Origin of the sequence: Nocardia higoensis NBRC 100133 (assembly GCF_000308595.1) — a bacterium.
Classification (GTDB): Bacteria; Actinomycetota; Actinomycetes; order Mycobacteriales; family Mycobacteriaceae; genus Nocardia; species Nocardia higoensis.
Genome location: NZ_BAGA01000091.1, coordinates 1 through 25,515, shown reverse-complemented (window position 1 = coordinate 25,515; position 25,515 = coordinate 1). Strand labels below are relative to the sequence as shown.

Here is a 25,515-nt window from a genome sequence, read left to right as displayed (position 1 = left end):
CCGGGATTCTCCTGACATGTGGTCTCGGCACGGCGGGAAGAGGCGATTTACCACAACACCCTAACTGGTGGCGGCCTGCTCGAATGGCGCGGAGGCGGGCCTGTGGGCGGGGCGGACCCCGGCACGGTCTACCATCCTTTGTAGTAGTAGCCGCGCCACACGGGTTGTGCGTCCGTGAACAGCGAGAATCGAGCGGGCTGCTTGTCGATTGCCGGATGGGATGCACAGCGTGCGAGGAGTGACAGTGCGAATCGGTCAACAGCCCGGTGCTGGCGAAGGTGCGCACGGCTCCTCTCCGACGGGGCTCGCCGATCGGTTCTCCGGCACCGGCCTCGCCTCCCGGGCGATCCGCCGGGTGCTCGCCTACATCGCGCTCACCAAGCCGCGCGTCATCGAACTGCTGCTGGTCGCGACCATTCCGACGATGCTGCTCGCCGATCGCGGTGAGGTCGACATCCGGCTCATCCTGGTCACCCTGTTCGGTGGCTGGATGGGCGCGGCGAGCGCCAACACCCTCAACTGCGTGGCCGACGCCGACATCGACAAGGTCATGAAGCGCACCGCCAAGCGGCCGCTGGCCAGGGACGCGGTGCCGACGCGCAACGCCTTCGTCTTCGGCCTGGTGCTCGGGATCGCCTCCTTCGCGTGGCTGTGGTGGCAGGCGAACCTGCTCAGCGGCGCGCTGGTCGTGCTCACGATCCTGTTCTACGTCTTCGTCTACACCCTCGGCCTCAAGCGCCGTACTTCGCAGAATGTGGTGTGGGGCGGCGCGGCCGGGTGCATGCCCGCGCTGGTCGGCTGGTCGGCGGTCACCGGCACCATCGGCTGGCCCGCGATCGCGCTGTTCGCGGTGATCTTCTTCTGGACGCCGCCGCACACCTGGGCGCTGGCCATGCGCTACAAGGAGGACTACCGCGCGGCCGGGGTGCCGATGCTGCCGGTGGTGGCCTCCGAGCGGACCGTCACCAAGCAGATCGTCGTCTACACCTGGCTGACCGTGCTCGCCACGCTGGCCCTGGTCCCCGCGACCGGCGTGATCTACACCGCCGTCGCCGTGGTGGCCGGCGCCTGGTTCCTGCTGATGGCCCACCAGCTGTACTCCGGCGTGCGGCGCGGCGAGTCGGTCAAGCCACTGCGGCTGTTCCTGCAGTCGAACAACTACCTCGCCGTGGTGTTCTGCGGCCTGGCGGTGGACTCCGTGCTCGGCTGGGACACCATCGGCAGCTTCTTCAGCTGAGCCCGTCCCACTGGACTCGACGGCCTCCCCGCGCCCGATGCGAGGAGGCCGTTCGCGTTTTCCGGTGCCGCGAACTCCGTTCGAGCGAGGGCAGCAGGCGGCCCGCTAGGGGATCAGCACGATGGAGCCGGTGGTCCTGCGGCTCTCCAGATCCCGGTGCGCACGCTCTGCCTCGGCGAGGGGATAGGTCGCGCCGACGCGGATCTTCAGTGTGCCGTCGGCGATCGCGTCCATGATCGCGCCCGCCCGCCACAGCAGTTCCTCGCGGTCGCGGGTGAAGTGCGCCAGGCTCGGGCGGGTGAGGTAGAGCGATCCGCCCGCGTTGAGCCGCTGCGGATCCACCGGCGGCACCGGGCCGCTGGCCCCGCCGAACAGGGCGAGCGTGCCGCGCACCCGCAAAGAGTCCAGGCTGGCGTCGAAGGTGTCCTTGCCGACCCCGTCGTAGACAGCGGCCACGCCCACACCGTCGGTCAGCGCGCGCACCCGCTCGGCCAGGTCGGGGCCGTAGCGGAGCACCTCCGCGGCGCCGGCCTCGCGCGAGAGGGCTTCCTTCTCGTCCGAGGAGACGGTGGTGATCACGCGGACCCCGCGCGCGACGGCGAGTTGGGTGAGGATCAGCCCGACGCCGCCGGCTCCCGCGTGCACGAGCACCGTCTCGCCCGGCTCCGGCCGGTAGACCGACTCGATCAGGTAGTGCGCGGTCATGCCCTGCAACAGGACCGAGGCCGCGACCGGCGGCTCGATGCCGTCGGGCACCGGAACGGCCACCGCGGCGGGCACCGCGACCTTTTCCGCGTAGCTGCCCGGTCCGGCCGCCCAGGCGATCCGGTCGCCCACGGCGATGTCGCGAACCTCGGAGCCGACGGCGGTCACCACGCCGGTGGCCTCCGAACCCGGCACATAGGGGACCTCGCTGGGGTAGAGGCCGGTGCGGATGTAGGTGTCGATGAAGTTGACGCCGATCGCCTGCGTGTCGACCAGCACCTGATCCGGGGCGATCGTGGGTTCGGGCAGGTCGGTGGCGACGAGAACTTCGGGTCCACCGTGTTCGGAAACCTGAATGGCGCGCATGGGTCCAGTTCTACCCGGGTGCCGATGCGGTGAATCGGACAGGTCGGCCACCGGCTGTGTCCTACCGGTCGGTAAACTCCCTCGCATGAGCGTTGAGACCGCCCCCGCCCGCGTCGAAGTGCCGAGCTCCGTGGTGAATTCGGTCAAGGGCTTCGTCGCCGCCCACGGTGGCTCGGCCACCGCCGTCCTGCAGCAGATCGGCCGTATCGGGGTCCGGGTCACCCTGATCGGCGCCGACGGCGTGCTCGGCGATCGGGTCGTGGCCGACCAGGCGACCGCCCAGCGGCTGGTCGAGCTCGTCGATGGCCTGAGCCTCGGCGAGGAATGGGATCGCGAGCTCACCTCCGTCGTGACGCCGCGCAAGGGCCACTGGTCGCAGATGGCGGGCTGGGTCGCGAATCAGAAGCGGTTCCCGAAGGCCCGCAACGAGAAGTAGCCGCTGTTTCGCCAGTTCGCGGTGAACCTTGCACTGCGAATGACGCATTCTTTGTCGGTCCGCCGCCCGCCGGGTTAGCGTTTTGCGTACGCGGCTGTACGGAGAAAATCGGTCGGCACGCGTCGAGATGATCGACAGCGGAATGGCACGGCGAGTGAGCAGTGAATCGGTGGTGGCGGGCACGATCTGCGACCGATGCGGGGCTGTCATGCACTGTGCGGTGCGTGAGGCCATCATCGAGGGGCGGTTGCGCTCGGAGATCGAAAGCCGGTGCGCGGCGTGCGGTAACGGGTGGGCCACCTGTTCGGATGGCCCCGACGACTACGTGCGCTCGGCATTGCTGGCCGCGCACGGGCCGAGCCGGTTACGGCTCGCGGGTGGTCCGTTCGACGACGACGCACTCCTGCTCGGACTGCTGCGCCGCTACGACGGCGGCGGGCTGTTCGAAGTGAAGTCGAAGGTCGCCGAGATCCGCACGGTCGGATGCAGCGGGACGTCGATGGAGATGGAACTCCTGGCCCGCGTGCTGCGCGCCGCGGGCTATTCGGTGGTGGTGGACGGTCCGCGCGCGGACGATCAGACGGACGATACCGCCTGATCGCTGCCGACCAGCGCGTCCACGCGTTCCCGGGTGCGCAGCGAAGCCCACAGCGCGGCGGTGGCGGCGGTGACCGCGGCCGCGCCGCCGACGTGCATGATCACCAGCACCTCGGGCACGTCGGTGAAGTACTGGACGACGCCGATCAGCGCTTGCGCGCAGACCAGGCCGAGCACGACGAACAGCCTGGTGCGAATCGCGCGGGTGATGCCCACCGCGAACAACCCGAAGCCCAGCCCGATCAGCAGTGCCAGATAACCGACGAGCAGCTGCGCATGCAGGTGCACGAGGGTGACGATCTCGACCTCGAGTCGTTCCACCGGCCGGTCGATACTCTTGTCGCCCGCATGCGGTCCGGCGCCGGTCACCAGGGTGCCGGAGATCAGCACGGCCGACAGTGCGAGGCCGCTGAGGGCGGTGAGCCAGCGCAGGGGAGCGGGCACATGGGCCACCGGATCGGCGTCGTCGGGCTCGCCGATCTCGGCGTAGAGGACCACCGCCAGCCACACCATCACCATCGAGGCCAGCAGGTGCACCGCGACGGTCCACCACAGCAGGCCGCTGAGCACCGTGATGCCGCCGATGATCGCCTGCACGACCGTGCCGCCCGGCATCAGCCACGCGTACACCAGCACCGAGCGCCTGCGGCGCGCCCTGGTGACCGCGAGCACCACCAGCGCGGCGAAGAGAGTCACGAGGAAGGTCAGCATCCGGTTGCCGAACTCCACGGCCTGGTGGATGACGGCGACCTCGCCGACTCCGACCGGGGTGAACGAGCCGGGGAAGCACTGCGGCCAGGTCGGGCACCCCAGCCCGGAGGCGGTGACGCGCACGACCGCACCGGTCACCGAAATACCGGCCTGGCTGAGGATCACCGCCAGGGCGATGAGCCTTTGCGCCCGCAGCGAGGGCAGCGGGAGCTTGTCGACGAGTCCCAGGAAGGCGCGATACAGCACCCGACGATGGTATCCATCGGCGCGGACGCGCTCGCACCCGGTCTACTACATGGCGTCGTTAGATCGGGATCGGGCCTATTCGAACCGGAACCAGCGCGCGGCCAGAGCGCCGCACACCAGGCCCCAGACCAGCAGCACCAGCACGCCGAACACATCGACCGCGCCGGCCAGCGCCTGTTCGAGCGTCTCGGCGAGCGCGCCGGAGGGCACCAGCCGCACCAGGATGGTCACCGCGGCGGGCAGGTCGTCGGAGGCGAAGACGATACTGGCGATGCCGAGCATCACGAACCACAGGATATTGGCCAGAGCCAGCACGATCTCGGCCTTGAGCGTGCCGCCGAGCAGCAGTCCCATCGCCACGAACATCGCCGTGCCCAGCGCGATGATCACCGCGCCGAGCGCCAGCCCGGCGATGCCGGGCCGCCAGCCCAGCGCGACCCCGATCAGGCCGAGCAGCACCGCTTGCAGGACGACCACGATCAGCACGGCCGCGCATTTGCCCGCGATGATCCCCCAGCGCGGCAGTGCGGTGGCGCCCAGGCGCTTGAGCGCGCCGTAGCGGCGGTCGAAGCCGACGGCGATGGCCTGGCCGGTGAACGCGGTCGACATCACCGCGACCATCATCACCGCGGGCACGATCGTGTCGACCTTGGTGTCGGCCACATCACCGAAGGGCAGCAGGGTCAGGCCGATCAGCAGGGTGATCGGGATGAGCATGGTCAGCAGCAGCTGCTCACCGTTGCGCAGCAGCAGCTTCAGCTCGAGGCGGGTCTGTGCGGCGAGCATGGCCGCACGGGTGCTCGGGCGCGGGTCGGGTGCGAAGGTGCCTGCCGCGAAGCGGTTCGTGGTCAGGTCGTGCTGAGTCATCGCAGGTCCCGTCCGGTCAGTTCCAGGAAGACGTCTTCGAGCCGGCGCTGGTCGATCCGGATATCGGTGGCCAGCACGTTCATCCGGGCGCACCAGGAGGTCACGGTGGCCAGCACCTGCGGGTCGATCTCGCCTTCGAGCAGGTAGGAACCCGGCGAGGTCTCGCGCGGGGTGAAGCCCTCGGGCAGCGCGCTGCGCAACAGATCCAGATCCAGCTTGGGCGGTGCGGTGAAGCGCAACTGCCCGGCGGCGCCGTGCGCGGTCACCTCGGCGGGTGTGCCCGAGGCGACGATGTGGCCGTGGTCGATGATGACCAGCTGATCGGCGAGCTGCTCGGCCTCGTCCATCATGTGGGTGGTCAGCACCACGCTCACGCCGTCGCGGCGCAGGGCGTCGATGAGTTCCCAGACGATCAGGCGCGCCTGGGCGTCCAAACCCGCGGTGGGTTCGTCGAGGAACACGATCTCCGGGCGGCCGACCAGCGCGCAGGCCAGGGCCAGGCGCTGCTGCTGACCGCCGGACAGCCGCCGGTAGGGGGTCTTGCGATTGTCACGCAAGCCGAGCACGCCGAGCAGCCAGTCCGGATCGAGCGGATCGGCGGAGTAGGAGGCGACCAGATCGAGCATCTCCCCGGCCCGCGAGCCCGGATAGGCGCCGCCGCCCTGCAACATCACGCCCATGCGCGCGCGCAGCCGCTCGGAGTCGGCGATGGGATCCAGGCCGAGCACCCGCACCCGTCCGGAGTCGGGGCGCACGAAGCCCTCGCACATCTCCACGGTGGTCGTCTTGCCCGCGCCGTTGGGTCCGAGCAGAGCCAGCACCTGGGCTTGCTCGACCTCGAAACCGATCCCGTCCACGGCGGCGGTGTCGCCGTAATGCTTGACGACGTCCTCCACGCACACGGCGGGTCCGGTGGCTGCGCTCACGATGGAACACCGTAGGCCGTGCTCTGCTGTGACCGAGCCGACACCCCCGTCGGCGCTCGCCACGGCAGCGCGTTGCGCGTGACCACGATGAACAGCACACACACCACCAGGGTGGCGATCGCCGCGCCCACGATCTGGAACACCTCGAGGTCGGCGCCGCGCGGCATCTGCAACACGCTGACCACCGCGGACAGCGCGACCGCGGGCAACCGGAATACCGGCCGGGTGGCCCAGGCCGCCAGCGGAACGATGGCCCACAGCAGATACCAGGGCTGCACCACCGGGAACAGCAGCACGATCGCGCCGAGCGTGACCCCGAGCGCCCCGACCGGGTGCAGACGTCCGGTGCCGGTGGCGACCAGCATGCGAACGGTGATGAAAGCCGCGACCGTGGCGGCGATCGGCCGGGTGATGCTCAGCAGAGCGGTGGTGTGATCACCCAGTCCGAGCAGCACGCCGCCGAATCCCGTGATCACGCCGATCGCCGTCGGCAGCGACATCCAGCTGCGCACCGCGCTGGCGGTGTTGAGGGTGTGGACCCAGCCGAAGCCCAAACCGCTGACGGCGCTCACGAACAAAGTCGTCCCGAGCGCTATCGCCGCCAGCAGCGCCGCCGCGGTGAGCACCGCGCGCGGGCCGCCGCCCCAGCGTCTGGCCAGCGCCATCCCGACGAATCCCATCGCGATGATCGAGGTGATCTTGATCGAGGAGGACAGCGCGATGATCAACGCGCCCGCGATCAGCAGTGCGTAGGCCCGCCCGTCGAAAGCGGCGCAGTCCTCGATGGCGCGCAGCGCGAACTCGAGCCCGGCCAGCATCAGGCCGATCATCAGCGCGTCGTTGTGCACACCGCCGACCAGGTGGAAGAGCACCAGCGGGTTGGCCGCGCCCAGCCACAGCGCGGCGACCGGGGCGACGCCGCAGCGCACCGACAGTCGCGGCAGCGCCCAGAAGATCAGCGCGACGCCCGCCAGCGCCAGCGCCCGGTGCACCCACACGCCGAGGATGATGTTGTCGCCGGTCAGCTCGGCGATACCGCGGCCCACCCACAGGAACAGCGGCCCGTACGGCGCGGGGGTGTCCCGCCAGATCGTGGGCACATTGTTGGTCAGGACGTTGTCGATGCCCAGGCCCGCGACCGGGCCCTCTTTGTAGGGGTCGATGCCGCGCGCGGCGATCTCGCTCTGCGCCAGGTACGAGTAGACGTCGTTGCTGAACAGCGGCGGGGCCACGCTGAGCGGGATGATCCACAGCAGCAGCGTGCGATCCATCTGGGAACGGGTCAGCCGGTGCCGGGGCGTGCCGCCGAAGTTCCCGATGGCGAAGCGGCCGAGCAGCAGCCAGGCCAGCACCACGACGACCGCGCCGATCATGCACATCGCCAGCGAGCCGGTGTGCGCGCGGGCGAAGATGCCCAGCACCCGCATGCCGGAGGTGGGATTCTGCTGCACCGGCTGCGCGCCGATGCCCAGCGCGCTGATCGCCATGAGCACGGTGCCGGTCGCGCCGAGCAGCCGGATCCGGTCGAGCTGGACGACTTCCCTGCGGTCGAGTTCGGGGACCTCGGATTCCTCGCGGTGCAGCACCGCGATGGTGTGATCGGCGGCGGGCACATCGAGTCCGAGTGCCCGGCGCCCCAGAGCCAGTGTCTTGCGCCGCGCGCCCTCCAGTACCGCCACCCGGAGGAGCCTAGTGCGCGGCCGGGGCGGGCCACGACTGTGGCGAAGGTCGCAGCCGAGCAGGCCCTGTTCTCAGGGCACCCTTATTAGATTTCGGGAAGGAATTCCGCCACACTGATGTTGTGAAAACCGTGGGTTTGCGGAAAGGCGATGCCGGAACCGGTCGTGCGACGACCGGCGCCGTGTTGTCGGCTGCCCCCGAAGGTCACACCCGGGCCGCCATCGTCCAGCTGCTGCTGGAGGAGGGGCCGATCACCGCGACGGCCATCAGCAACCGGCTCGGTCTCGCGCCCGCGGGGGTGCGCAGGCATCTGGACGCGCTGATCGAGTCGGGCCAGGCCAGAGCCGCGCGCTCGGCCTCGTGGCAGCAGAAAGGGCGAGGGCGTCCGGCCAAGCAGTACCAGCTCACCGCTGCCGGACGCGGACAGCTCGGCCACGCCTACGACGACCTCGCCGGCGCGGCGATCCGCCAGCTCGGCGAGATCGGCGGCGAACAGGCCATCACCGATTTCGCGCGCAAGCGGGCCCGCACGATCGTGGCGGGCATCGCCCCGGTCGACGAGCACAGCCCGGAGCGCACCGAGGCCAAGGCCGAGGAACTCGCCGAGGCCTTCACCGGCTCCGGTTTCGCCGCCTCCACCCGCAAGGTGGGCGCGGGCGTGCAGATCTGCCAGCACCACTGCCCGGTCGCGCACGTGGCCGAGGAGTTCCCGCAGCTGTGCGAGGCCGAGCTCGAGGTTCTGCGCGAAGTGCTCGGCACCCATGTGCAGCGTCTGGCGACCATCGCCAACGGCGATTGCGCGTGCACCACCCACGTACCGCTACTTCCGGTGGCGGCCACGACAACAGCACCACCGAAGAAAGCTGCTCCCTCAACCGCCGCACAGCCCGCGGCGGCAGCACCGAACGACTCCGGAAGGAGTGCCGAATGACGACGACCGCAGCGGCAGGCACGAGTGCCGTCGACACCGAGGCCGAGTCCACCGCAGGTCCCATGACCCAGGAAGAGACCATTGCCTCGCTGGGCAATTACGGCTACGGCTGGTCCGATTCCGATGTGGCGGGCGCGAGTGCGACGCGCGGCCTGTCCGAGGCTGTCGTGCGCGACATCTCGGCCAAGAAGAGCGAGCCGGAATGGATGCTCGAGCAGCGGCTCAAGGCGCTGCGCATCTTCGATCGCAAGCCCATGCCGAACTGGGGCTCCAACCTCGAGGGCATCGACTTCGACAACATCAAGTACTTCGTGCGCTCGACCGAGAAGCAGGCGACGTCCTGGGAAGAGCTGCCCGAGGACATCAAGAACACCTACGACAAGCTGGGCATCCCCGAGGCGGAGAAGCAGCGGCTGGTCGCCGGTGTCGCCGCGCAGTACGAGTCCGAGGTCGTCTACCACCAGATCCGCGAGGACCTGGAGGCCCAGGGCGTGATCTTCCTGGACACCGACACCGGTCTCAAGGAGCACCCGGAGATCTTCCAGAAGTACTTCGGCTCGGTCATCCCGGCGGGCGACAACAAGTTCTCCGCGCTGAACACCGCGGTGTGGTCGGGCGGATCGTTCATCTACGTGCCGCCGGGCGTGCACGTCGATATCCCGCTGCAGGCCTACTTCCGGATCAACACCGAGAACATGGGTCAGTTCGAGCGCACCCTGATCATCGTCGACGAGGGCGCCTACGTGCACTACGTCGAGGGTTGTACCGCGCCGATCTACAAGTCCGATTCGCTGCACTCCGCGGTCGTGGAGATCATCGTGAAGAAGGGCGGCCGCTGCCGCTACACCACGATCCAGAACTGGTCGAACAACGTCTTCAACCTGGTCACCAAGCGGGCCAAGGCCGAGGCGGGCGCGACCATGGAGTGGATCGACGGCAATATCGGCTCCAAGGTCACCATGAAGTACCCGGCCGTGTGGATGACCGGTGAGCACGCCAAGGGCGAGGTGCTCTCGATCGCCTTCGCCGGCGAGGGCCAGCACCAGGACACCGGCGCGAAGATGCTGCACCTGGCACCCAACACCTCCTCGACCATCGTGTCGAAGTCGGTCGCGCGCGGCGGCGGCCGGGCCTCTTACCGCGGCCTGGTCCAGATCAACAAGGGCGCGCACGGCTCGAAGTCCACGGTGAAGTGCGACGCGCTGCTGGTCGACACCATCAGCCGGTCCGACACCTACCCCTACGTCGACATCCGCGAGGACGACGTGACGATGGGCCACGAGGCCACCGTCTCGAAGGTGTCCGAGGACCAGCTGTTCTACCTGATGAGCCGCGGCATGACCGAGGACGAGGCGATGGCGATGGTCGTGCGCGGCTTCGTCGAGCCGATCGCCAAGGAACTCCCGATGGAGTACGCCCTGGAACTGAACCGCCTGATCGAACTGCAGATGGAAGGAGCCGTCGGCTGATGGCCGTGGAGAACATCGCCGAGGCCGCCGAGGCTCGCACACCGGCCGTCAACAAGGGTGAAGTGTTCACGTCGTTCGACGTGAACGCCTTCGAGGTGCCGTCGGGCCGCGACGAGGCCTGGCGCTTCACCCCGATCCGTCGGCTGCGCGGCCTGCACGACGGCACCGCCGTACGCGACGGGCAGATCACTGTCGAGGTGACTCCCGCCGACGGCGTGACCACCGAGACCGTCGATCGCACCGACGAGCGCCTCGGCGCCGCCGGTGTGCCCGCCGATCGCGTTGCGGCGCAGGCGTACTCGGGGTTCGAGTCGGCCACCATCGTGTCGGTCGGCAAGGAGGTCGAGCTGGGCCAGCCGGTCACCGTCACCGTGACCGGTCCCGGTGAGGGCAAGACCGCCTACGGTCATCTGCAGATCCGGCTCGGCGCCTTCGCCACCGCCACGGTCGTCATCGACCAGCGCGGCAGCGGCACCGTCGCCGAGAACGTGGAGTTCGTGCTGGGCGACAGCGCCCGGCTCGATGTCGTCGCGATCCAGGACTGGGCCGACGACGCCGTGCACGTCACCGCCCACCACGCGCGGCTGGGCCGCGACGCCACCCTGCGGCACGCCGTGGTCACCCTCGGCGGCGATCTGGTGCGCCTGACCGGCACCGTGAAGTACGACGGCCCCGGCGGCGACGCCGAGCTGCTGGGCCTGTACTTCGCCGACGCCGGTCAGCACTTCGAACAGCGCCTGCTGGTCGACCACTCCGTGCCGCACTGCAAGTCCAACGTGCTGTACAAGGGCGCGCTGCAAGGTGATCCGAATTCGCCGAAGGGCGACGCCCGCACGGTCTGGGTCGGCGACGTACTGATTCGCGCGGCCGCCGAGGGCACCGACACCTTCGAGCTGAACCGCAACCTGGTGCTCACCGACGGCGCGCGCGCCGACTCGGTGCCCAACCTGGAGATCGAGACCGGCGAGATCGTCGGTGCCGGACACGCCTCGGCGACCGGCCGCTTCGACGACGAGCAGCTGTTCTACCTGCGCGCCCGGGGCATTCCCGAGGAGGCGGCCCGCCGCCTGGTGGTGCGCGGCTTCTTCCACGAGATCATCCAGAAGATCACGGTGCCCGAGGTCAGGGAGCGGCTGGAGGCGGCCATCGAGGCCGAGCTCGCCGCGATCGGCGTCTGACACCCACGAAACTTCTCTCCCCGCAAAGGAACTCCATGACCACCCTGGAAATCAAGGATCTGCACGCCGAGGTCGCCAACCCCGACGAGTCCGGCGAGCCCATCAAGATCCTCAACGGCGTGAACCTCACCATCCGTTCCGGCGAGACGCACGCCATCATGGGCCCCAACGGCTCGGGCAAGTCGACGCTGTCCTACGCCATCGCCGGCCACCCCAAGTACACCGTGACCTCCGGTTCGATCACCCTCGACGGTGAGGACGTGCTGGAGATGTCGGTGGACGAGCGGGCGCGCGCGGGCCTGTTCCTGGCCATGCAGTACCCGGTCGAGGTGCCCGGCGTCTCGATGTCGAACTTCCTGCGCACCGCCGCGACCGCCGTGCGCGGCGAGGCCCCGAAGCTGCGGCACTGGGTCAAGGAGGTGAAGGAGTCGATGAGCGAGCTCGAGATCGACCCCGCCTTCGCCGACCGCAGCGTCAACGAGGGCTTCTCCGGCGGCGAGAAGAAGCGCCACGAGATCCTGCAGCTGGCCCTGCTCAAGCCGAAGATCGCCATCCTCGACGAGACCGACTCCGGCCTGGACGTCGACGCGCTGCGCATCGTGTCCGAGGGCGTGAACCGCTACAGGGAACGGGAGAACGGCGGCGTCCTGCTGATCACCCACTACACCCGCATCCTGCGCTACATCCAGCCGGAATTCGTGCACGTCTTCGTCGGCGGCCGCATCGTCGCCGAGGGCGGCGCGGAACTCGCCGAGGAACTCGACGCCAACGGCTACGTCCGCTTCACCCAGACCGCGACCGCGGGAGCCTGATATGACCGCTGCGCCTGTCACGGGCCACACACTCGACGTGGCCCGCATCAGGGCCGACTTCCCCATCCTGAGCCGCACGGTCCGGGACGGGAAACCGTTGGTGTACCTGGACTCCGGCGCGACCTCGCAGCGGCCGCTGAGCGTGCTCGACGCCGAACGCGAGTTCCTGACCGAACGCAACTCCGCGGTACACCGCGGCGCGCACCAGCTGGCCGAGGAGGCGACCGACGCCTACGAGGGCGCGCGCGCCGATATCGCCCGGTTCGTGGGCGCCGACCCAGGTGAGATCGTGTTCACCAAGAACGCGACCGAGTCGCTGAACCTGGTGACCTACGCCTTCGCCGACGACCGCTTCCCGTATCACGTGGGTCCCGGCGACGAGATCGTCGTCACCGAGCTCGAGCACCACGCGAATCTGGTGCCCTGGCAGGAGCTCGCGCGCCGCACCGGTGCGACGTTGAAGTGGTACGGGATCACCGACGACGGGCGCATCGACCTGGATTCGCTGGAACTCTCCCCGGCGACCAAGGTCGTGGCGTTCACCCACCAGTCCAATGTGACCGGCGCGGTGGCCCCGGTGGCCGAGCTGGTGCGCCGGGCCAAGGCCGTGGGCGCGCTGACCGTGCTCGACGCCTGTCAGTCGGTGCCGCACATGCCGGTCGACTTCCACGCGCTCGAGGTGGACTTCGCCGCGTTCTCCGGCCACAAGATGCTCGGTCCCTCCGGCGTCGGTGTGCTCTACGGCCGCCGCGCGCTGCTCGAGGTGACCCCGCCGTTCATCACCGGCGGCTCGATGATCGAGACCGTCACCATGGAGGTCAGCACCTACGCCCCGCCGCCGCAGCGGTTCGAGGCGGGCGTGCCGATGACCTCCCAGGTGGTCGGACTCGGCGCGGCCGTGCGCTATCTCGAGGCCATCGGCATGGACGCGGTCGCCGCGCACGAGCACGCGCTCACCGGCGCGGCGCTCGAAGGGCTGAGCGCCATCGAGGGTGTGCACATCGTCGGCCCCGTCGAGAACGTCGACCGCGGCGGCGCGGTGTCGTTCGTGGTGGACGGCATCCACGCCCACGACGTCGGCCAGATCCTCGACGACGAGGGCGTCGCGATCCGCGTCGGGCACCACTGCGCCTGGCCGCTGATGCGCCGTCTCGGTGTGCCCGCCACCGCGCGCGCCTCCTTCGCGGTCTACAACACCCTCGACGAGGTCGATGCGCTGGTGGCGGCGGTGCGCAAGGCGCAGAAGTTCTTCGGAGTGAGCGGGGCGGTCTAGATCCATGCGTATGGAGCAGATGTACCAGGAAGTGATCCTGGACCACTACAAACATCCGCATCACCGCGGCCTGCGTGAGCCGTTCGGCGCGGAGGTGCACCACGTCAACCCCACCTGTGGCGACGAGGTCACCCTGCGTGTGCATCTGGTCGACGGCGACGTCGCCGACGTCTCCTACGACGGCCAGGGCTGCTCGATCAGCCAGGCGGCGACCTCGATCCTCACCGATCAGGTCATCGGCCTGCCGGTGCAGCAGGCGCTGAAGACCGTGGACGCCTTCAACGAGATGATCTCCAGCCGCGGCACGATCGAGGGCGACGAGAAGCTGCTCGGCGACGGTGTCGCCCTGTCGGGCGTCTCCAAGTACCCCGCGCGGGTGAAGTGCGCCCTGCTGGGCTGGCTCGCCTTCAAGGACGCGGTGATTCGGATCGCTTCAGAAGACAGTGCCTCGGGGGACAACGCAGACACCTCCCGAGCGGAAACGGGGAACGCCCATGAGTGAGACACCGGCGGCCGAGCAGGCCACGACGGAAACCGGCGCGCAGGCCGAACTGTCACCGGAGGAAGTCCAGCTGCTCGAGGACCTCGAGGAGGCGATGCGCGATGTCGTCGACCCCGAGCTCGGCATCAACGTCGTCGATCTCGGCCTGGTCTACGGGATGCGAGTCGAGAACGATGTCGCCAAGCTGGACATGACGCTGACCTCGGCGGCCTGCCCGCTGACCGACGTCATCGAGGACCAGTCGCGCAATGCGCTGGTGCGCAGCGGCCTGGTCGAGGACCTGGAGATCAACTGGGTCTGGATTCCGCCGTGGGGTCCGGACAAGATCACCGACGACGGCCGCGAGCAGCTGCGCGCCCTCGGCTTCACCGTCTGACCCACGCTCTTCCCGAAACGAGATCTCCCCGTCCGCCCGGACGGGGAGATCTCGCCGTCTCGGGCGTTCGCCGCCTCCGTGTCCTCCAGCGCGGCGGCGGGATGGGTACGCCGGGGTAGCGCGGTGACGCGCGGGGAAGAACAATTGTCCTCGCGCAGCCAACCGGTTGCCGATCGTGGATTTCTGGATTCGTCCGAGGATTTTCCCTGTCGATTTCTGGAGGATTCATGCCTATCCGACGTACAACCGGCCGCGGGCTGCGCCGCGCAGCCGCCGCCGCCGCAGCCCTGCTCGTGCTCGCCGGATTCACCACGGGGCAGGCGCAGGCGGCGCCGCAACCCACCGTGGTGCTCGTCCACGGCGCCTTCGCCGATCCCAGCGGCTGGGCCGACGTCGCCGCAGACCTGTCGGCGGACGGCTATCCGGTGCGCACCTTCGACAATCCGCTGCGCGGCCCGGCCTTCGACGCGGGCAGGCTCACCGAGTTCCTCGACGGCATCGAGGGCCCGATCGTGCTGGTCGGACATTCCTACGGCGGCATGGTCATCTCCAATACCCACGACCCCGATGTCCGGGCCGATGTCTTCGTCGCCGCCTTCGCCCCCGCGCAGGGCGAGTTCGTGCAGGGCCTGCTCAACCCCATCACCTTCCCGGGCAGCAGGCTCCTCCCGCCCGCCCTGGCAGTGCGGGCGGTGCCGGATCCGACCGGCCCGATCGGCGTCGGTCTCGACGGTTACGTCGCCCAGCCGTACTTCCACGAAGTGTTCTGCCAGGATGTCTCCGACGCGGTGGCGGCGGACATGTACGCACACCAGAAGTCGATAGCGCTGGTGGCCAACCTGGAACCCTCCGGCATGCCCTCGTGGGCGGACACGCCCAGCTGGTTCCTGGTCTCCACGCAGGACCGGGTGATCCCGCCCGCCTTGCAGCGGGAGATGGCGGACCGGGCAGCGGCCGGTCGGACCGCCGAAGTCGATGCCTCCCATGTCTCGATGGTGTCGCAACCCGCCCGGGTCGCCGAGATGGTGCGCGAGGCGATCGCCGGCACCTCCTGAGGCATCGGGGCCGCCGCGGTGGCGTGCGCCGGTGGCCGATGCGAGGCTCTGGACAATCGGAACGCACTCGGCGAAGATCTGTCCGTTTGCTCGTTCTACCGGGAGATCTTCTTTGTCGTTGTTGCGCAAGTCCGCCGCCGTGGCGGTCGCCTCCACCGCCGTCGCCACGCTGATGGGCGCTGGTTCGGCGGCCGCCGCGGCCAAGTCCTACGGCACCCTGGCACTGTCGCCGAGCACCGGCCGGACGGTGGCCGCGCTCGGCCATCCCAGCCGCGTCGTCGCCGATGCCGCCGCGATCCGCGAATGCGCTGTCTACGACTGCGATCTGGTGCTGCACCTCGTCGACAACTGCGGCGCCATCGCACGGGGCGCGGACGGCCGATTCGGTTGGGCCGCAGCGCCTTCCCGTGCCGAGGCCGAGCAGGCGGCGGTCGCCTCGCTGGGCGAGAGCGCGCCTCCGTTCCCGGATCTCGGCAGTGCCCAGGCGCGTCCGGCGCAGGTGGCGGTTGCCGGGTGCACCGCCGATCCGATCGGCTGAATCGGCGTGTCGCCGAGTTGATCGGACGACCGCATTGATGATCATGAAGGGGTGTACCTCTCCGACGGCATCATCGCCCTGCGGCCTGCCAGTCCCGGCCGGCCGCATCTGCTCGGACCGGAGTCGGCCGCGCCGCCCGTGACCGCGGGCTCACCGGAGTCGGATCAGCTGGAGATCTACGAGATCGTGCTGCTCGCCGAGGACGAGGTCGTCGGTACCTTCGGGGTGCGCGCCGAGGCGCCGTACCTGCGCGCCGATCAGGCGGAGTTCAGTTACGCCGTCGACAAGCCGTGGCGCGGGCGCGGCCTGGCGACCCGCGCGGTGATCCTCGGCTGCCGGTACATGGCAGCCTCCGGCCACGCCGAGGAAGTCGTATTGCGCACCGATCCGGCCAATTCGTCGTCGGTGGCGGTGGCGCGCCGGGCGAGGTTCAAGTTCCTGCGCAGCATCGTCACCGACGACGCCGGCCCGCTGGACTGGTACGTGCAGGCGGTGTGATCCCCCGTCGCCGTGTGGGTTACGCTCCTGGTGCGGTTGCTGTGTCAACCGGCGACGCGGTGAGGGAACCCGGTGCGAATCCGGGACTGGCGCGCAACGGTGACGCCCTACGGGGTGAAGTCCGATCGCTCACCGTGTCGTGCTGATTCCGGCCTCGCGAACAGGCCCCGACAAAGGAGTCGACGCTCGATGCGTTCCCGTCCCGTGGCAGTTCTCGCCGCCGCGCTCGCCCTCGTCCTGGCCGGCTGTGCCGGCGGCGGCGCGGATACCGACGACATCCCCGCCGCTTCCGGCAGCGGTTTTCCGCTGACCCTGACCAACTGCGGCGTCGAGGTCACCGTCCCGGCGCCGCCGCGGCGCGCTGTCGCGCTGAACCAGGGTTCGGCCGAGATCCTGCTGTCCCTCGGCCTGGCCGATCGGATGGTCGGTACCGCCACCTGGACCGACCCGGTCCGTGAGAACCTCGCCGAGGCCAACGCCGGGGTGCCCAGGCTCGCCGACAACCAGCCCTCTCTCGAGGTGGTGCTCGACACCGAACCGGATTTCGTCTCCGCGTCCTTCGGCGGCACGCTCGGTCCCGGCGGCGTCGCGGACCGGGACCAGTTCGCGAGCCTGAACGTGCCGACCTATCTCTCGCCGACCGACTGCGACGGCAAGGACGACAACAGCGTCAACTCCGACGGCAACCGCACCGAGCCGCTGACCATGGAAGCGGTCTACACCGAGATCGCCGACCTGGCAGCCGTTTTCGACGTCCGCGAGCGCGGCGACCAGTTGATCGCCGAACTGCGCGCCCGCTACGACGACGCCGTCGCCCGCATCGATGCCTCGGGTGTCTCGCTGGCGTTCTGGTTCGCCGACACCTCGACCCCTTATGTGGCAGGCTGCTGCGGCTCCTCGGGGATCATCACCGACGGGGTCGGCGCGAAGAATGTCTTCGACGACACCACCAACGAATGGCCGCAGGTGAGCTGGGAGGTGGTGCTCGATCGCGATCCCACCGCCCTGGTGCTGGCCGACCTGAGCAGGCGCAAGCTCACCGGCGACGGGCTGGACTCGAAAATCGAGTTCCTGGAGACGAATCCGGTGACCTCGCGGCTGAGCGCCGTGCGCGACAAGCGCTACGTCGTGGTCAACGGCGCGGACCTGAATCCGTCGATCCGGACCGTCGACGGCGTCGAGAAGGTCGCGGCCGCGCTCGAACAGTGGGGCTATGGCGGCTGACGTGCTGACCGTCGATCCCGAGCAGCCCGCCGAGACGGGCCGGGCGCGTGGGCTCTCCGGCGGCGCGCTCACCGCGGCGCTGGTCGTCGCCGGGCTGACGGTCCTGATCGTCTCGATCGCCGTCACCGTCACGATCGGCCCGGCGAATCTCTCGGTCGGCGATGTCTACGCGGTGCTGTTCGACAAGCTCGGCCTGCGTGAAGCGGACATCTCGCCGATCCGCGAGGGGATCGTGTGGCAACTACGCCTGCCGCGCACGCTGCTGGCCGCGGTGTGCGGGGCGGGGCTGGCGGTGTGCGGGGTGATCATGCAGTCGCTGCTGCGCAATCCGCTGGCCGACCCGTTCGTGCTCGGAATCTCCTCGGGAGCCTCCACCGGTGCGGTCGTCGTCGCGGTGCTCGGCGTCGGTGGTGGGCTGGTGTCGCTGTCGGGCGGCGCGCTGGTCGGCGCGCTGCTGTCGTTCGCGCTCGTGCTGGTGCTCGCGGCGGGCGCGGGCGGCGGCAATGCCCGCATCGTGCTGGCGGGTGTGGCGGCCACCCAACTGTTCTCGGCGCTCACCTCGTTCATCGTGCTGTCCTCCGCCGACGCCGAACGCACCCGCGGAGTGCTGTTCTGGCTGCTCGGCTCGCTTGCGGGCGCGGACTGGACCGATGTCGGCCTGGCCTGCTCCGTCTGCGCGACCGGCCTGGCGATCTGCCTGTGGCAGGCGGCGAGTCTGGATGCGTTCACCTTCGGCTCGTCGGCGGCGGCGACGCTCGGGATCCCGGTGGGCCGGGTCCGGCTGCTGCTGCTCGTGGTGACCGCGGCGATCACCGCGGTCCTGGTGAGCGTGGCGGGCGCGATCGGCTTCGTCGGCTTGGTGCTCCCGCACGCCGCCCGCCTCGTGGTCGGGGTCCGCCATTCCCGGCTGCTCCCGGTCAGCGCGGTGACCGGCGCGGTCTTCCTGGTGTGGGTGGACGCCTCGGCGCGCACGATCTTCGCGCCGCAGGAGGTTCCCGTCGGCGTTCTCACCGCGCTCATCGGCGTGCCCGCTTTCGCCCTGCTCTTGTTGCGGACCAGAAGCGAGGGATGACGGACCGATGATGCTTGCCCGCACATTCCTCGCCTGCACGATGGGGGACGGCCGATGAGCGTGGCGGCCGAACATCTGCGCTGGACGCGCGGCGGCGCGCTCGTCGTGGACGGCGTCACCGTGCGGCCCCGGCCCGGCGAGACCTTGGGCCTGCTCGGACCGAACGGCTCGGGCAAGTCGTCGTTGCTGCGCCTGCTGGCGGGCATCGACCGCCCCGACAGCGGCACGGTGACTCTCGATGGCACCGACGTGCGCCACCTCGGCAGACGCCCGCTGGCACGCCGGGTGGCGGTGGTCGGTCAGCACGCGCACACCGAAGTCGACATCACCGTCCGCGAGGTCGTCCGCCTCGGTCGCATTCCCCATCGTGACCTCTTCGGCCGTGACGAGGCGGAGGATGCGGCGATCGCCGAGGCCCTGGCAGCCACCGGCCTGACCGCTCACGCCGATCGCCGCTGGCGCACCCTCTCCGGCGGCGAACGCCAACGCGCCCAGCTCGCGCGGGCCCTGGCCCAGCAGCCCGGTGAGCTACTCCTCGACGAGCCGACCAATCACCTCGACATCGCCCATCAGCTCGACATCCTCGATCTCGTCACCCGCCTGCCGGTCACCAGCGTCATCGCCCTGCACGACCTCAACCTGGCCGCCATGTTCTGCGACCGCGTCCTCGTGCTGGACCGCGGCCGGGTCGCCGCGCACGGCACGCCCGCCGAGACGCTCACCGAAGATCTCGTCCACCGCGTCTACGGGGTGCGCGCGGCAGTGGTCCTCGACGAGGGCGTCCCGGTCATCCGTTATCGCCGGGGCACGATCGAACCCGCGTGTCCGGCGGTGCCGTCCCGACCGTGACGCCCGCCGAGCACCCGCAGCTCGGGTTCCGACGGGCCGGGCTCGCGCTCAGTGCTCGTCGTAGTGACCGTCGTGGGCGGCGTGCCGTTCGCCGTCGTGGACATAGTCCACGTGGTCGCCGTGCGGCACGGCCACATGGCCGCAGCCCTCGCCATGGACGTGATCGTGGTGCTCGCACGGGTGGTGGCCCTCCGGAGGCGGGCACTCGTCGAAGTGCCCCTCGTGGGCGCGGTGGATGTGCCCGTCGTGGGCGTAGTCGACGTGGTCGCCGTGCGGCACCGCGACGTGTCCGCAGCCTTCACCGTGGACGTGGGTGTGGTCCGTGTGTTCCTGATGCGCGGCAGTGGTCATCGGATCCTCCGGGATGTGTGCGCAGCCGAATGGAGTTGCCGTATGCGCCACGGTACGCCGCCGGAATGCCGGCCGTTAGCTGTTGTTGCCGAGGTGGAATCGTTCACTCCGGGGGCGTCGCCTCGTGTCCGCGCAGGCCGCGGGTCCGGCGTGCTTCCTTCAGCTCGGCCTCGTAGAGATGGGTGCGGCCGTCGAGCAGTTCGTCGCGGACGCGCCGTTCGGTCTCGCGGAACAGCGCGTAATAGCCCTCGTCGTAGTCCTCGACGATCTGGAACGTCCAGCGGCCGGGCAGGACGTTGCGGCCGATCAGCTCGGTGGTGATGCGCTCGGCGATCTCGGGGTGGCCGGCGCGGCGGAAGAGCTCGGTCGCTTCGTCGAGCAGGAAGTCCGCGCCGCCGGTGAGCTGGTGGAAGGAGTACAGGTGTCCGCGGGCTCGCTCGGTCTGCTCGAGTGCCTCGGAGAGCTTGCCCGCGGCCTCGACGGTGAGGTCGTCGACGCCTTCGGGGCGGCGGTGCCGGGCCAAGGGACCGTCCGCACCGCTGCGATCCGGTGGGGTGCCGTCGGGTGCCATGCCCTCGCCTCCTGTCCGTGCCGGGACGGGCCGCGCGCCGGAGCCGGACTGCGCCGCGGTCCGGGAATTGCGCAACGCCGCAGGTCGGAGGCGGAGTTCCCGGCGGAGGGAGGTCGAAACGCGGCCGGACGCGCGCCGGTCAGCCCTGCGCGCTGAAACGCACCCGCACCGACACGCCACCGCGCTCGTCGCGCGTCGTCACCGCGTGCCCGCGACGATCGATGCCGTTGATACGTACCGTGATCGGCGCGCCGTCGTCGAGGAAGTTGCGCCACCAGTTCTTCTTGTCCGGCATGGCGACAGCGATGACGATGTCGTCGCCGTCGCGGCGGTAGCCGACAGGTGTGCTGAATGTCTTCCCGGAGCGGCGGCCCACATAGGTGACGGTCGCCAGCCCTTTGCTCAGCAGCGGACCGACCAGCGGGGTGTCGAGCAGGAAGCCCAGTCCGGTGTTGAATCCGTGCAACGCGGCGCCTGCCGCCTTCTTCGCTTCCACGATCTCCTCCTCCTCGCCGGCGGAACCCGGCGGAGATCACCCTAGTCGGCGGGGGAGCGGGCCGGGCATCGCGCCGAAATGCGATACGACACTGCCGCTTATCCTCGACACGACCGTTTCCGCTGCTTTCGAGGATGTCCCATGAGCCTGCCCAGCATTCTGCGCGACCGACTCCGTCTGCCGGTGATCGCCTCGCCGATGTTCATCGTGTCCACTCCCGATCTGGTGATCGCGCAGTGTTCCGCCGGGGTGATCGGCTCGTTCCCGACCCTCAACGCCCGCCCGCAATCGGAACTGCGGGTGTGGCTGACCCGGATCACCGAGGCGCTGGCCGCCCACGATGCCGCGCACCCGGACTCGCCGAGCGCGCCGTACGCGGTGAACCTGATCGTGCACAAGAGCAACGACCGCCTGGAGGAGGACCTACGGGTCGTCGAGGAGTTCCGGGTTCCGGTGGTCATCACCTCGCTGGGCGCGCGGCCCGACGTCAACGAGCGCATCCACGCCTACGGCGGCGTGGTGCTGCACGACGTGATCCACAATGCCTTCGCGCGCAAGGCGATCGACAAGGGCGCCGACGGCCTCATCGCCGTCGCCGCGGGCGCGGGCGGGCACGCGGGCAGCCAGTCGCCGTTCGCGCTGGTCCAGGAGATCCGCTCCTGGTTCGACGGGCCGCTCGCGCTGTCCGGCTCGATCGCCCACGGCCGCTCGGTGCTGGCCGCCCAGGCCGCGGGCGCCGACTTCGCCTATATCGGTTCGATGTTCATCGCCACCGAAGAGGCGAACGCGGTACCCGAGTACAAGCAGATGATCGTCGACTCCTCGGCCGCCGACATCGTCTACACCGACCGGTTCACCGGGGTGCACGGAAACTACCTGCGGCCCAGCATCGTCGCCGCGGGCATCGACCCCGAGCAGCTCGCCGCCACCGAAGCCGCCGCGATGGACTTCGGTGACGGCGAGGTCGTCGGCGCCAAGGCCTGGCGCGACATCTGGGGCGCGGGCCACGGCGTCGGCGGCGTCGCCGAGATCCGCCCGACCGCGAAGGTGGTCGACCAGCTCGCCGCCGAGTACGCGGCCGCCCGCGAGCGCCTGCTGGTCGGCTAGCCGCCGGCCGGCACAGGCCCCGGCCGACCGTTGTCCCGGCTGTCCAGGACTCCGCCTCAGGCGGACTTGTCCATGGCGGGCGCGGACTCCCCGATCGTGGCGGCATCCTCCCCGGTCAGCAGCCGCACGAACGCCTCCTGCGCCTGGCGGCCCCGTACGGCGGCGCGGTCGCGCCGGCCGGGCACCACCGCATTGGCGAGGCTGTTGGTGAGGTTGATCGGGATGCGCAGCGCCGGGTACCACGGCGGCATGTAGGCGGGCAGGCCGAGCACGCGCATCGACTTGGGGCCGAGGAAGGTGCTGGCCACCGACAGGTGCTGGGCCCGCGCGATCCGGCCACGCAGGCCGGGCATGTTGCGGTAATGCCAGTTCAGCGGGTCGTCGGCCATGGGCAGGGCCAGTTGCCTGCTGGTGTCGTCGGGATTGGTGATGGCGGTCATGCAGTGGTTGAGGATGCGCACGCCGTCGCGGAATCCGTGCGGCAACCACTCGTCCTCCACGCCGATCAGCCAGCCGACGTAGCGGGTCAGATGGGCGGCGGCGACGATATCGGCACGCGAGGGCACGATGCCCATCGCCATGCCGCCGACGAACGGGGCCAGCAGCGCGCCCACCAGCGTCGCCGCCATATCGGTCTGATTGATGGGCAGGCCCCACTCGTCGGTGCGCCAGTCCGGCATGGCCTCGACGTGGCGGCGCACCATCGAATGGATGAAGCGCACGTGCAGGGTGGAACGGTAGCCGCGTCCGTAGAGCGCCATGCCGTCGACCGAGGAGACGTCCATCGCCCAGGTCAGGGTCTCGGCGAAGCGCTTGCCGGGACCCTTCTCCAGCGCGCCGGTGCGCAACAGGGTCTTGTTGAAGCCGGAGGCGAGGTAGCCGCCGACGAAAGAGACGTCGCGGGCGAAGTAGAGCGCGTCGTTGCCGCCGGATCGATATACCCGCTCGCCCCGGCGCAGCAGGTCCTGATCCACCCAGTCCGGGGTGTCCTCGATCGCGGTGAAGAAGCGCCGCAACGGTTCCGGCGCGCCCGGCACGTTGTCGATGCCGACCTCGAGCGCCCGGTCGAACATCGGCCGGGTCTTGCCCATACCCTCGGCGTACATCCACTCGACGAGCTCGTCCATCGGCTTGTCGCCGACGAGCAGCGCTTCGCCGAGCCGGCGCCACTGCTGTTCGTCGGGGTTGCCGATGCCGAGCAGCTTCGCGAACGGACCGAGGCCGGGAACCTTGCGCGGGCTGTCAGGATGCCGGGTGGGGATCGGTCGTGTGGTGGCGGTCATCGGTGTCTTCCTTTGCTGCGGTGGCGATTCCGTGCTTCATCAGCGGCACCACGGTGGTGCGGACGAAATGGCGGGCGGCGTCGGGATCGGTGAATTCGACCCCGCCGCCGTCGGGGGTGAGCATGAGTGAATGGGCCAGCCGGGCAACGAGTTCGGCGACCGGCTCGATGTCGTAGTCGTCGATGAGCCCCAATTTGCGTGCATGGCCGAGCATCTCGACGATGTAGTCGATGCCCATCCGGACCTGTCGCTCGCCCTGCACGGTGTAGAAGCCGAGCACTTCCTCCGGGGCGACGCGCAGCAATTCGGTGACCATGCGATGCATCCGGGTCTGCAACAGGACGTAGAGGATCGTCTCCTCGATCTGGGCGTCGATCCCGGACGCGGTCGTCGCGATGGCGGTGACCTCGGCGAGCATGCGCTGGGTCTCCCGGCCGAGCACCGCCTCGACGAGATGGTCCTTGCCGCCGAACCGCCGATGGATCGTGACGCGGCTGACCCCGGCACGGCGCGCGACATCCTCGAGGCTGGTGCGCCGGACGCCTACCTGCAGGATGCGTTCGAGCGCCGCATCCAGAATCGCCGCGTCCACATCGTCGTGGGGCATGAAACAAATCTACAAAGTTTGTTTCATTGAGTCAATGAGGGGGACTCCAGGCAGACGCGCCTGTCGTCGAGCGAGGTGGCGTGTCGATCAGGCGCCCTTACGCGTCGGCGCCTTCTGCGCGGTCTTCTTCGCGGGGGCCTTCTTCGCGGTGCTCTTGCGCGCCGTGCTCTTGCTCGCGGTCTTGCCGGACGATCCGCTCGAACTCTTCTTCGCCGCGGCCTTTCTGGTGGTCCCGCCGGTCTTCTTCTCGGCCGTCCCGCCGGACTTCGCCGAACGCCTGCCGCTGGCCTCGAGACTGCGCTGCAACGCGGCGACCAGATCGACCACTTCCGCATCGGTGCCGACGGGGGCGGTCTCGGCGGGCGTGGGGACGGTGCCACCGCTCGCGACGGCCTCGTCGAGCATCTTCTGCAACTCGACCTGGTATTCGTCGGTGTACTGCGAGGGATCGAAATCGTCGGACATGCTCTCCACGAGCGTCTCGGCCATCTTGATCTCCTGCGGCCGCGGCTCGGCGGCCTCGTGCAGCGACTCGAATTCGATCGCGCGCACCTCGTCCGGCCACAGCAGCGTCTGCACCATCAACATGCCCTCCCGCACTCGCAGCGCCGCCAGCCGCGTCTTCTGGCGCAGCGTGAAATGCACCAGCGCGGTGCGGTCGATGCGCTCGAGGGTCCTGGCCAGCAGGATGTAGGCCTTCGGGGTGTTGGAGTCGGGCTCGAGGTAGTAGCTCTTGTCGTAGAAGATCGGATCGATCTGCTCGGAGGGCACGAACTGCAGTACCGGGATCTCGTGCTTCTCGGCGGCGGGCAGCCGGGCGAAATCCTCGTCGGAGAGGATGACCGTCTCACCCTCCGGCGATTCGTAGGCCTTGGCGATGTCGACGTAGTCCACGGGCTTGCCGTCGACGGTGCACACGCGCTGGTACTTGATGCGTCCGCCGTCCTTCGCGTGTACCTGGTGGAACTTGATGTCGTGGTCCTCGGTGGCGGTGTACGCCTTCACCGGGACGTTGACCAGCCCGAACGCAATCGAGCCCTTCCAGATAGCCCGTGCCATCACTCCATCATGGACGAACCGGTCGGCGTCCGCGACGAAAAAGAGAATCCGCAGGTGGCGGCGGCGATTCGGGACCGCAGACCCGGAGGAACGGCGGGGAACAACGCCCACATGGCGCCCGCGATGCCGGCGAGATCGCTGCGACCGGACAGATACGCGCGCTGCAGATCCGGCGGCAGGGAGAAGAAGGCATCGAAGAACACCGGCAGATCGGCCGGTGGCAGCGCCAGCAGCGCGCGCAGTCCCGCCACCCGCAGGGCGTGCACCGCGTGCGCCCGGCCCAGCCGCGCGGGCGCACCGCAGGCGAACTCGTCGGCCGCGCTCAGCGAGGTCGCGACGCTGTAACCGGTCGCCGGATGCAGGAAACCGCCCGCCGCGCCGAACCGGTGCGCGCCGGGCCTGCCGCCCTGCACCGGGAAACGCACCCGCTCCACCGGTTCGCTGCCGTCGAGCGCGATGCCGCGCGCCGCCAGCCGGTGCTCGAGCCGCGCCC

At 69.6% G+C, this 25,515-nt stretch carries 29 protein-coding genes and 1 riboswitch; of the genes, 17 read left to right on the top strand and 12 right to left on the bottom strand.

Translation table 11 applies throughout. The annotated features are described in order from the left end of the window. Positions 1-244 precede the first annotated feature (244 nt). Positions 245-1,237, top strand: coding sequence for a heme o synthase (locus tag ON26_RS16420; protein WP_040797091.1), 993 nt, complete (start codon positions 245-247; stop codon positions 1,235-1,237). 105 nt (positions 1,238-1,342) lie between these two features. On the opposite strand, the gene ON26_RS16415 is transcribed toward ON26_RS16420, so the two are convergent. Continuing rightward, on the bottom strand, positions 1,343-2,308 hold the full coding sequence (locus ON26_RS16415; protein ID WP_040797037.1) for a quinone oxidoreductase family protein: 966 nt from the start codon (positions 2,306-2,308) through the stop codon (positions 1,343-1,345). Positions 2,309-2,393: 85 nt separating this feature from the next. Here ON26_RS16415 and ON26_RS16410 point away from each other — a divergent pair, with 85 nt between their 5' ends. Together ON26_RS16410 and ON26_RS31680 are read left to right on the top strand one after the other, a co-directional pair. Next, positions 2,394-2,744 (top strand): hypothetical protein, encoded by a 351-nt coding sequence (locus ON26_RS16410; protein ID WP_040797036.1) that lies wholly within the window; start codon positions 2,394-2,396, stop codon positions 2,742-2,744. 154 nt (positions 2,745-2,898) lie between these two features. Further along, positions 2,899-3,342 (top strand): hypothetical protein, encoded by a 444-nt coding sequence (locus ON26_RS31680; RefSeq protein ID WP_157171923.1) that lies wholly within the window; start codon positions 2,899-2,901, stop codon positions 3,340-3,342. On the opposite strand, the gene ON26_RS16400 is transcribed toward ON26_RS31680, so the two are convergent. The 4 genes from ON26_RS16400 to mptB all read right to left on the bottom strand — a co-directional run bounded on the left by ON26_RS16400 (position 3,321) and on the right by mptB (position 7,770). After that, on the bottom strand, positions 3,321-4,298 hold the full coding sequence (locus ON26_RS16400) for a COX15/CtaA family protein (protein ID WP_040797035.1): 978 nt from the start codon (positions 4,296-4,298) through the stop codon (positions 3,321-3,323). The genes ON26_RS31680 and ON26_RS16400 overlap by 22 nt on opposite strands. A 75-nt stretch (positions 4,299-4,373) precedes the next feature. Next, positions 4,374-5,165 carry an ABC transporter permease gene (locus ON26_RS16395; protein ID WP_040797034.1) on the bottom strand — a complete coding sequence of 264 codons (792 nt, stop codon included), beginning with the start codon at positions 5,163-5,165 and terminating at the stop codon, positions 4,374-4,376. Next, the gene (locus ON26_RS16390) at positions 5,162-6,091 is read right to left on the bottom strand and encodes an ABC transporter ATP-binding protein (protein ID WP_040797033.1); all 930 of its coding nucleotides are present in this window, start codon (positions 6,089-6,091) and stop codon (positions 5,162-5,164) included. The genes ON26_RS16395 and ON26_RS16390 overlap by 4 nt, the downstream gene beginning before the upstream one ends. Next, the gene (gene mptB, locus ON26_RS16385; RefSeq protein WP_040797032.1) at positions 6,088-7,770 is read right to left on the bottom strand and encodes a polyprenol phosphomannose-dependent alpha 1,6 mannosyltransferase MptB; all 1,683 of its coding nucleotides are present in this window, start codon (positions 7,768-7,770) and stop codon (positions 6,088-6,090) included. Before mptB ends, ON26_RS16390 begins: the two co-directional genes overlap by 4 nt. A gap of 131 nt (positions 7,771-7,901) precedes the next feature. On the opposite strand from mptB, the gene ON26_RS16380 reads away from it, so the two are divergent. The 13 genes from ON26_RS16380 (at position 7,902) to ON26_RS16320 (ending at position 19,548) form a co-directional block, all read left to right on the top strand. Beyond that, positions 7,902-8,702 (top strand): helix-turn-helix transcriptional regulator, encoded by an 801-nt coding sequence (locus tag ON26_RS16380; RefSeq protein ID WP_051027149.1) that lies wholly within the window; start codon positions 7,902-7,904, stop codon positions 8,700-8,702. 62 nt (positions 8,703-8,764) lie between these two features. Further along, positions 8,765-10,171: a Fe-S cluster assembly protein SufB gene (gene sufB / locus ON26_RS16375; protein ID WP_085999029.1), complete on the top strand. Its 1,407-nt coding sequence runs from the start codon at positions 8,765-8,767 to the stop codon at positions 10,169-10,171. Further along, a complete protein-coding gene (gene sufD / locus ON26_RS16370) occupies positions 10,171-11,349 on the top strand; it encodes a Fe-S cluster assembly protein SufD (protein WP_040797030.1) in 1,179 nt (392 codons plus the stop codon). The genes sufB and sufD overlap by 1 nt, the downstream gene beginning before the upstream one ends. A gap of 35 nt (positions 11,350-11,384) precedes the next feature. Then, positions 11,385-12,161 (top strand): Fe-S cluster assembly ATPase SufC, encoded by a 777-nt coding sequence (gene sufC / locus ON26_RS16365; protein ID WP_040797029.1) that lies wholly within the window; start codon positions 11,385-11,387, stop codon positions 12,159-12,161. A 1-nt stretch (position 12,162) separates the two neighbouring features. Next, the gene (locus ON26_RS16360; protein ID WP_040797028.1) at positions 12,163-13,434 is read left to right on the top strand and encodes a cysteine desulfurase; all 1,272 of its coding nucleotides are present in this window, start codon (positions 12,163-12,165) and stop codon (positions 13,432-13,434) included. 4 nt (positions 13,435-13,438) lie between these two features. Continuing rightward, positions 13,439-13,936, top strand: coding sequence for a Fe-S cluster assembly sulfur transfer protein SufU (gene sufU / locus ON26_RS16355; protein ID WP_051027148.1), 498 nt, complete (start codon positions 13,439-13,441; stop codon positions 13,934-13,936). After that, positions 13,929-14,312 carry a metal-sulfur cluster assembly factor gene (locus tag ON26_RS16350; protein WP_040797027.1) on the top strand — a complete coding sequence of 128 codons (384 nt, stop codon included), beginning with the start codon at positions 13,929-13,931 and terminating at the stop codon, positions 14,310-14,312. Before sufU ends, ON26_RS16350 begins: the two co-directional genes overlap by 8 nt. 227 nt (positions 14,313-14,539) lie before the next feature. Then, entirely contained in the window at positions 14,540-15,367 is an 828-nt protein-coding gene (locus ON26_RS16345; RefSeq protein ID WP_051027147.1) for an alpha/beta fold hydrolase, read from the top strand. 118 nt (positions 15,368-15,485) lie between these two features. Further along, positions 15,486-15,905, top strand: a complete 420-nt coding sequence (locus ON26_RS16340; RefSeq protein WP_245545877.1) for a DUF4189 domain-containing protein — start codon at positions 15,486-15,488, stop codon at positions 15,903-15,905. 51 nt (positions 15,906-15,956) lie between these two features. Continuing rightward, a complete protein-coding gene (locus ON26_RS31675) occupies positions 15,957-16,403 on the top strand; it encodes a GNAT family N-acetyltransferase (protein WP_051027146.1) in 447 nt (148 codons plus the stop codon). 37 nt (positions 16,404-16,440) lie between these two features. Further along, a riboswitch (adenosylcobalamin (AdoCbl) riboswitch) is annotated at positions 16,441-16,577 on the top strand. 15 nt (positions 16,578-16,592) lie between these two features. After that, entirely contained in the window at positions 16,593-17,627 is a 1,035-nt protein-coding gene (locus ON26_RS16330) for an ABC transporter substrate-binding protein (RefSeq protein WP_040797025.1), read from the top strand. Further along, complete coding sequence (locus tag ON26_RS16325) at positions 17,617-18,699, top strand: FecCD family ABC transporter permease (protein ID WP_083884132.1); 1,083 nt, start codon at positions 17,617-17,619, stop codon at positions 18,697-18,699. Before ON26_RS16330 ends, ON26_RS16325 begins: the two co-directional genes overlap by 11 nt. 54 nt (positions 18,700-18,753) lie before the next feature. Continuing rightward, complete coding sequence (locus ON26_RS16320; protein ID WP_040797024.1) at positions 18,754-19,548, top strand: ABC transporter ATP-binding protein; 795 nt, start codon at positions 18,754-18,756, stop codon at positions 19,546-19,548. A 48-nt stretch (positions 19,549-19,596) separates the two neighbouring features. Here ON26_RS16320 and ON26_RS16315 read toward each other — a convergent pair whose 3' ends face one another. From ON26_RS16315 to ON26_RS16305, 3 genes are all read right to left on the bottom strand, one after another. After that, a complete protein-coding gene (locus tag ON26_RS16315; protein WP_040797023.1) occupies positions 19,597-19,899 on the bottom strand; it encodes a hypothetical protein in 303 nt (100 codons plus the stop codon). A 103-nt stretch (positions 19,900-20,002) separates the two neighbouring features. After that, on the bottom strand, positions 20,003-20,470 hold the full coding sequence (locus tag ON26_RS16310) for a hypothetical protein (protein ID WP_051027145.1): 468 nt from the start codon (positions 20,468-20,470) through the stop codon (positions 20,003-20,005). A gap of 139 nt (positions 20,471-20,609) precedes the next feature. Further along, positions 20,610-20,966: a nitroreductase/quinone reductase family protein gene (locus ON26_RS16305; RefSeq protein ID WP_040797022.1), complete on the bottom strand. Its 357-nt coding sequence runs from the start codon at positions 20,964-20,966 to the stop codon at positions 20,610-20,612. A 141-nt stretch (positions 20,967-21,107) separates the two neighbouring features. Between ON26_RS16305 and ON26_RS16300 the strand changes: the two genes are divergently transcribed. Continuing rightward, positions 21,108-22,073: an NAD(P)H-dependent flavin oxidoreductase gene (locus ON26_RS16300; RefSeq protein WP_040797021.1), complete on the top strand. Its 966-nt coding sequence runs from the start codon at positions 21,108-21,110 to the stop codon at positions 22,071-22,073. A gap of 56 nt (positions 22,074-22,129) precedes the next feature. Here ON26_RS16300 and ON26_RS16295 read toward each other — a convergent pair whose 3' ends face one another. The 4 genes from ON26_RS16295 to ON26_RS16280 form a co-directional block, all read right to left on the bottom strand. Next, positions 22,130-23,356, bottom strand: a complete 1,227-nt coding sequence (locus ON26_RS16295; RefSeq protein WP_040797020.1) for an oxygenase MpaB family protein — start codon at positions 23,354-23,356, stop codon at positions 22,130-22,132. Next, on the bottom strand, positions 23,316-23,963 hold the full coding sequence (locus ON26_RS16290) for a TetR/AcrR family transcriptional regulator (RefSeq protein WP_040797019.1): 648 nt from the start codon (positions 23,961-23,963) through the stop codon (positions 23,316-23,318). Before ON26_RS16290 ends, ON26_RS16295 begins: the two co-directional genes overlap by 41 nt. Positions 23,964-24,050: 87 nt before the next feature. Further along, the gene (gene ku / locus ON26_RS16285) at positions 24,051-25,022 is read right to left on the bottom strand and encodes a non-homologous end joining protein Ku (protein ID WP_040797018.1); all 972 of its coding nucleotides are present in this window, start codon (positions 25,020-25,022) and stop codon (positions 24,051-24,053) included. Continuing rightward, positions 25,022-25,515, bottom strand: a 494-nt coding sequence (locus ON26_RS16280; RefSeq protein WP_040797017.1) for a lycopene cyclase family protein, incomplete at its 5' end; no start/stop codon positions are given. The genes ON26_RS16280 and ku, both read right to left, overlap by 1 nt.

What these genes read in the sequence shown, in the direction of transcription:
- ON26_RS16310 (WP_051027145.1), bottom strand. Translation starts at nt 20,470, where the DNA reads ATGGCACCCGACGGCACCCCACCGGATCGCAGCGGTGCGGACGGTCCC.
- ON26_RS16295 (WP_040797020.1), bottom strand. Translation starts at nt 23,356, where the DNA reads ATGACCGCCACCACACGACCGATCCCCACCCGGCATCCTGACAGCCCG.
- ON26_RS16330 (WP_040797025.1), top strand. Translation starts at nt 16,593, where the DNA reads ATGCGTTCCCGTCCCGTGGCAGTTCTCGCCGCCGCGCTCGCCCTCGTC.
- ON26_RS16300 (WP_040797021.1), top strand. Translation starts at nt 21,108, where the DNA reads ATGAGCCTGCCCAGCATTCTGCGCGACCGACTCCGTCTGCCGGTGATC.
- ON26_RS16315 (WP_040797023.1), bottom strand. Translation starts at nt 19,899, where the DNA reads ATGACCACTGCCGCGCATCAGGAACACACGGACCACACCCACGTCCAC.
- ON26_RS16415 (WP_040797037.1), bottom strand. Translation starts at nt 2,308, where the DNA reads ATGCGCGCCATTCAGGTTTCCGAACACGGTGGACCCGAAGTTCTCGTC.
- sufU (WP_051027148.1), top strand. Translation starts at nt 13,439, where the DNA reads ATGCGTATGGAGCAGATGTACCAGGAAGTGATCCTGGACCACTACAAA.
- sufC (WP_040797029.1), top strand. Translation starts at nt 11,385, where the DNA reads ATGACCACCCTGGAAATCAAGGATCTGCACGCCGAGGTCGCCAACCCC.
- ku (WP_040797018.1), bottom strand. Translation starts at nt 25,022, where the DNA reads ATGGCACGGGCTATCTGGAAGGGCTCGATTGCGTTCGGGCTGGTCAAC.
- ON26_RS16395 (WP_040797034.1), bottom strand. Translation starts at nt 5,165, where the DNA reads ATGACTCAGCACGACCTGACCACGAACCGCTTCGCGGCAGGCACCTTC.
- ON26_RS16290 (WP_040797019.1), bottom strand. Translation starts at nt 23,963, where the DNA reads ATGCCCCACGACGATGTGGACGCGGCGATTCTGGATGCGGCGCTCGAA.
- ON26_RS16345 (WP_051027147.1), top strand. Translation starts at nt 14,540, where the DNA reads ATGCCTATCCGACGTACAACCGGCCGCGGGCTGCGCCGCGCAGCCGCC.
- ON26_RS16410 (WP_040797036.1), top strand. Translation starts at nt 2,394, where the DNA reads ATGAGCGTTGAGACCGCCCCCGCCCGCGTCGAAGTGCCGAGCTCCGTG.
- ON26_RS16350 (WP_040797027.1), top strand. Translation starts at nt 13,929, where the DNA reads ATGAGTGAGACACCGGCGGCCGAGCAGGCCACGACGGAAACCGGCGCG.
- ON26_RS16360 (WP_040797028.1), top strand. Translation starts at nt 12,163, where the DNA reads ATGACCGCTGCGCCTGTCACGGGCCACACACTCGACGTGGCCCGCATC.
- sufB (WP_085999029.1), top strand. Translation starts at nt 8,765, where the DNA reads ATGACCCAGGAAGAGACCATTGCCTCGCTGGGCAATTACGGCTACGGC.
- ON26_RS16325 (WP_083884132.1), top strand. Translation starts at nt 17,617, where the DNA reads ATGGCGGCTGACGTGCTGACCGTCGATCCCGAGCAGCCCGCCGAGACG.
- sufD (WP_040797030.1), top strand. Translation starts at nt 10,171, where the DNA reads ATGGCCGTGGAGAACATCGCCGAGGCCGCCGAGGCTCGCACACCGGCC.
- ON26_RS16320 (WP_040797024.1), top strand. Translation starts at nt 18,754, where the DNA reads ATGAGCGTGGCGGCCGAACATCTGCGCTGGACGCGCGGCGGCGCGCTC.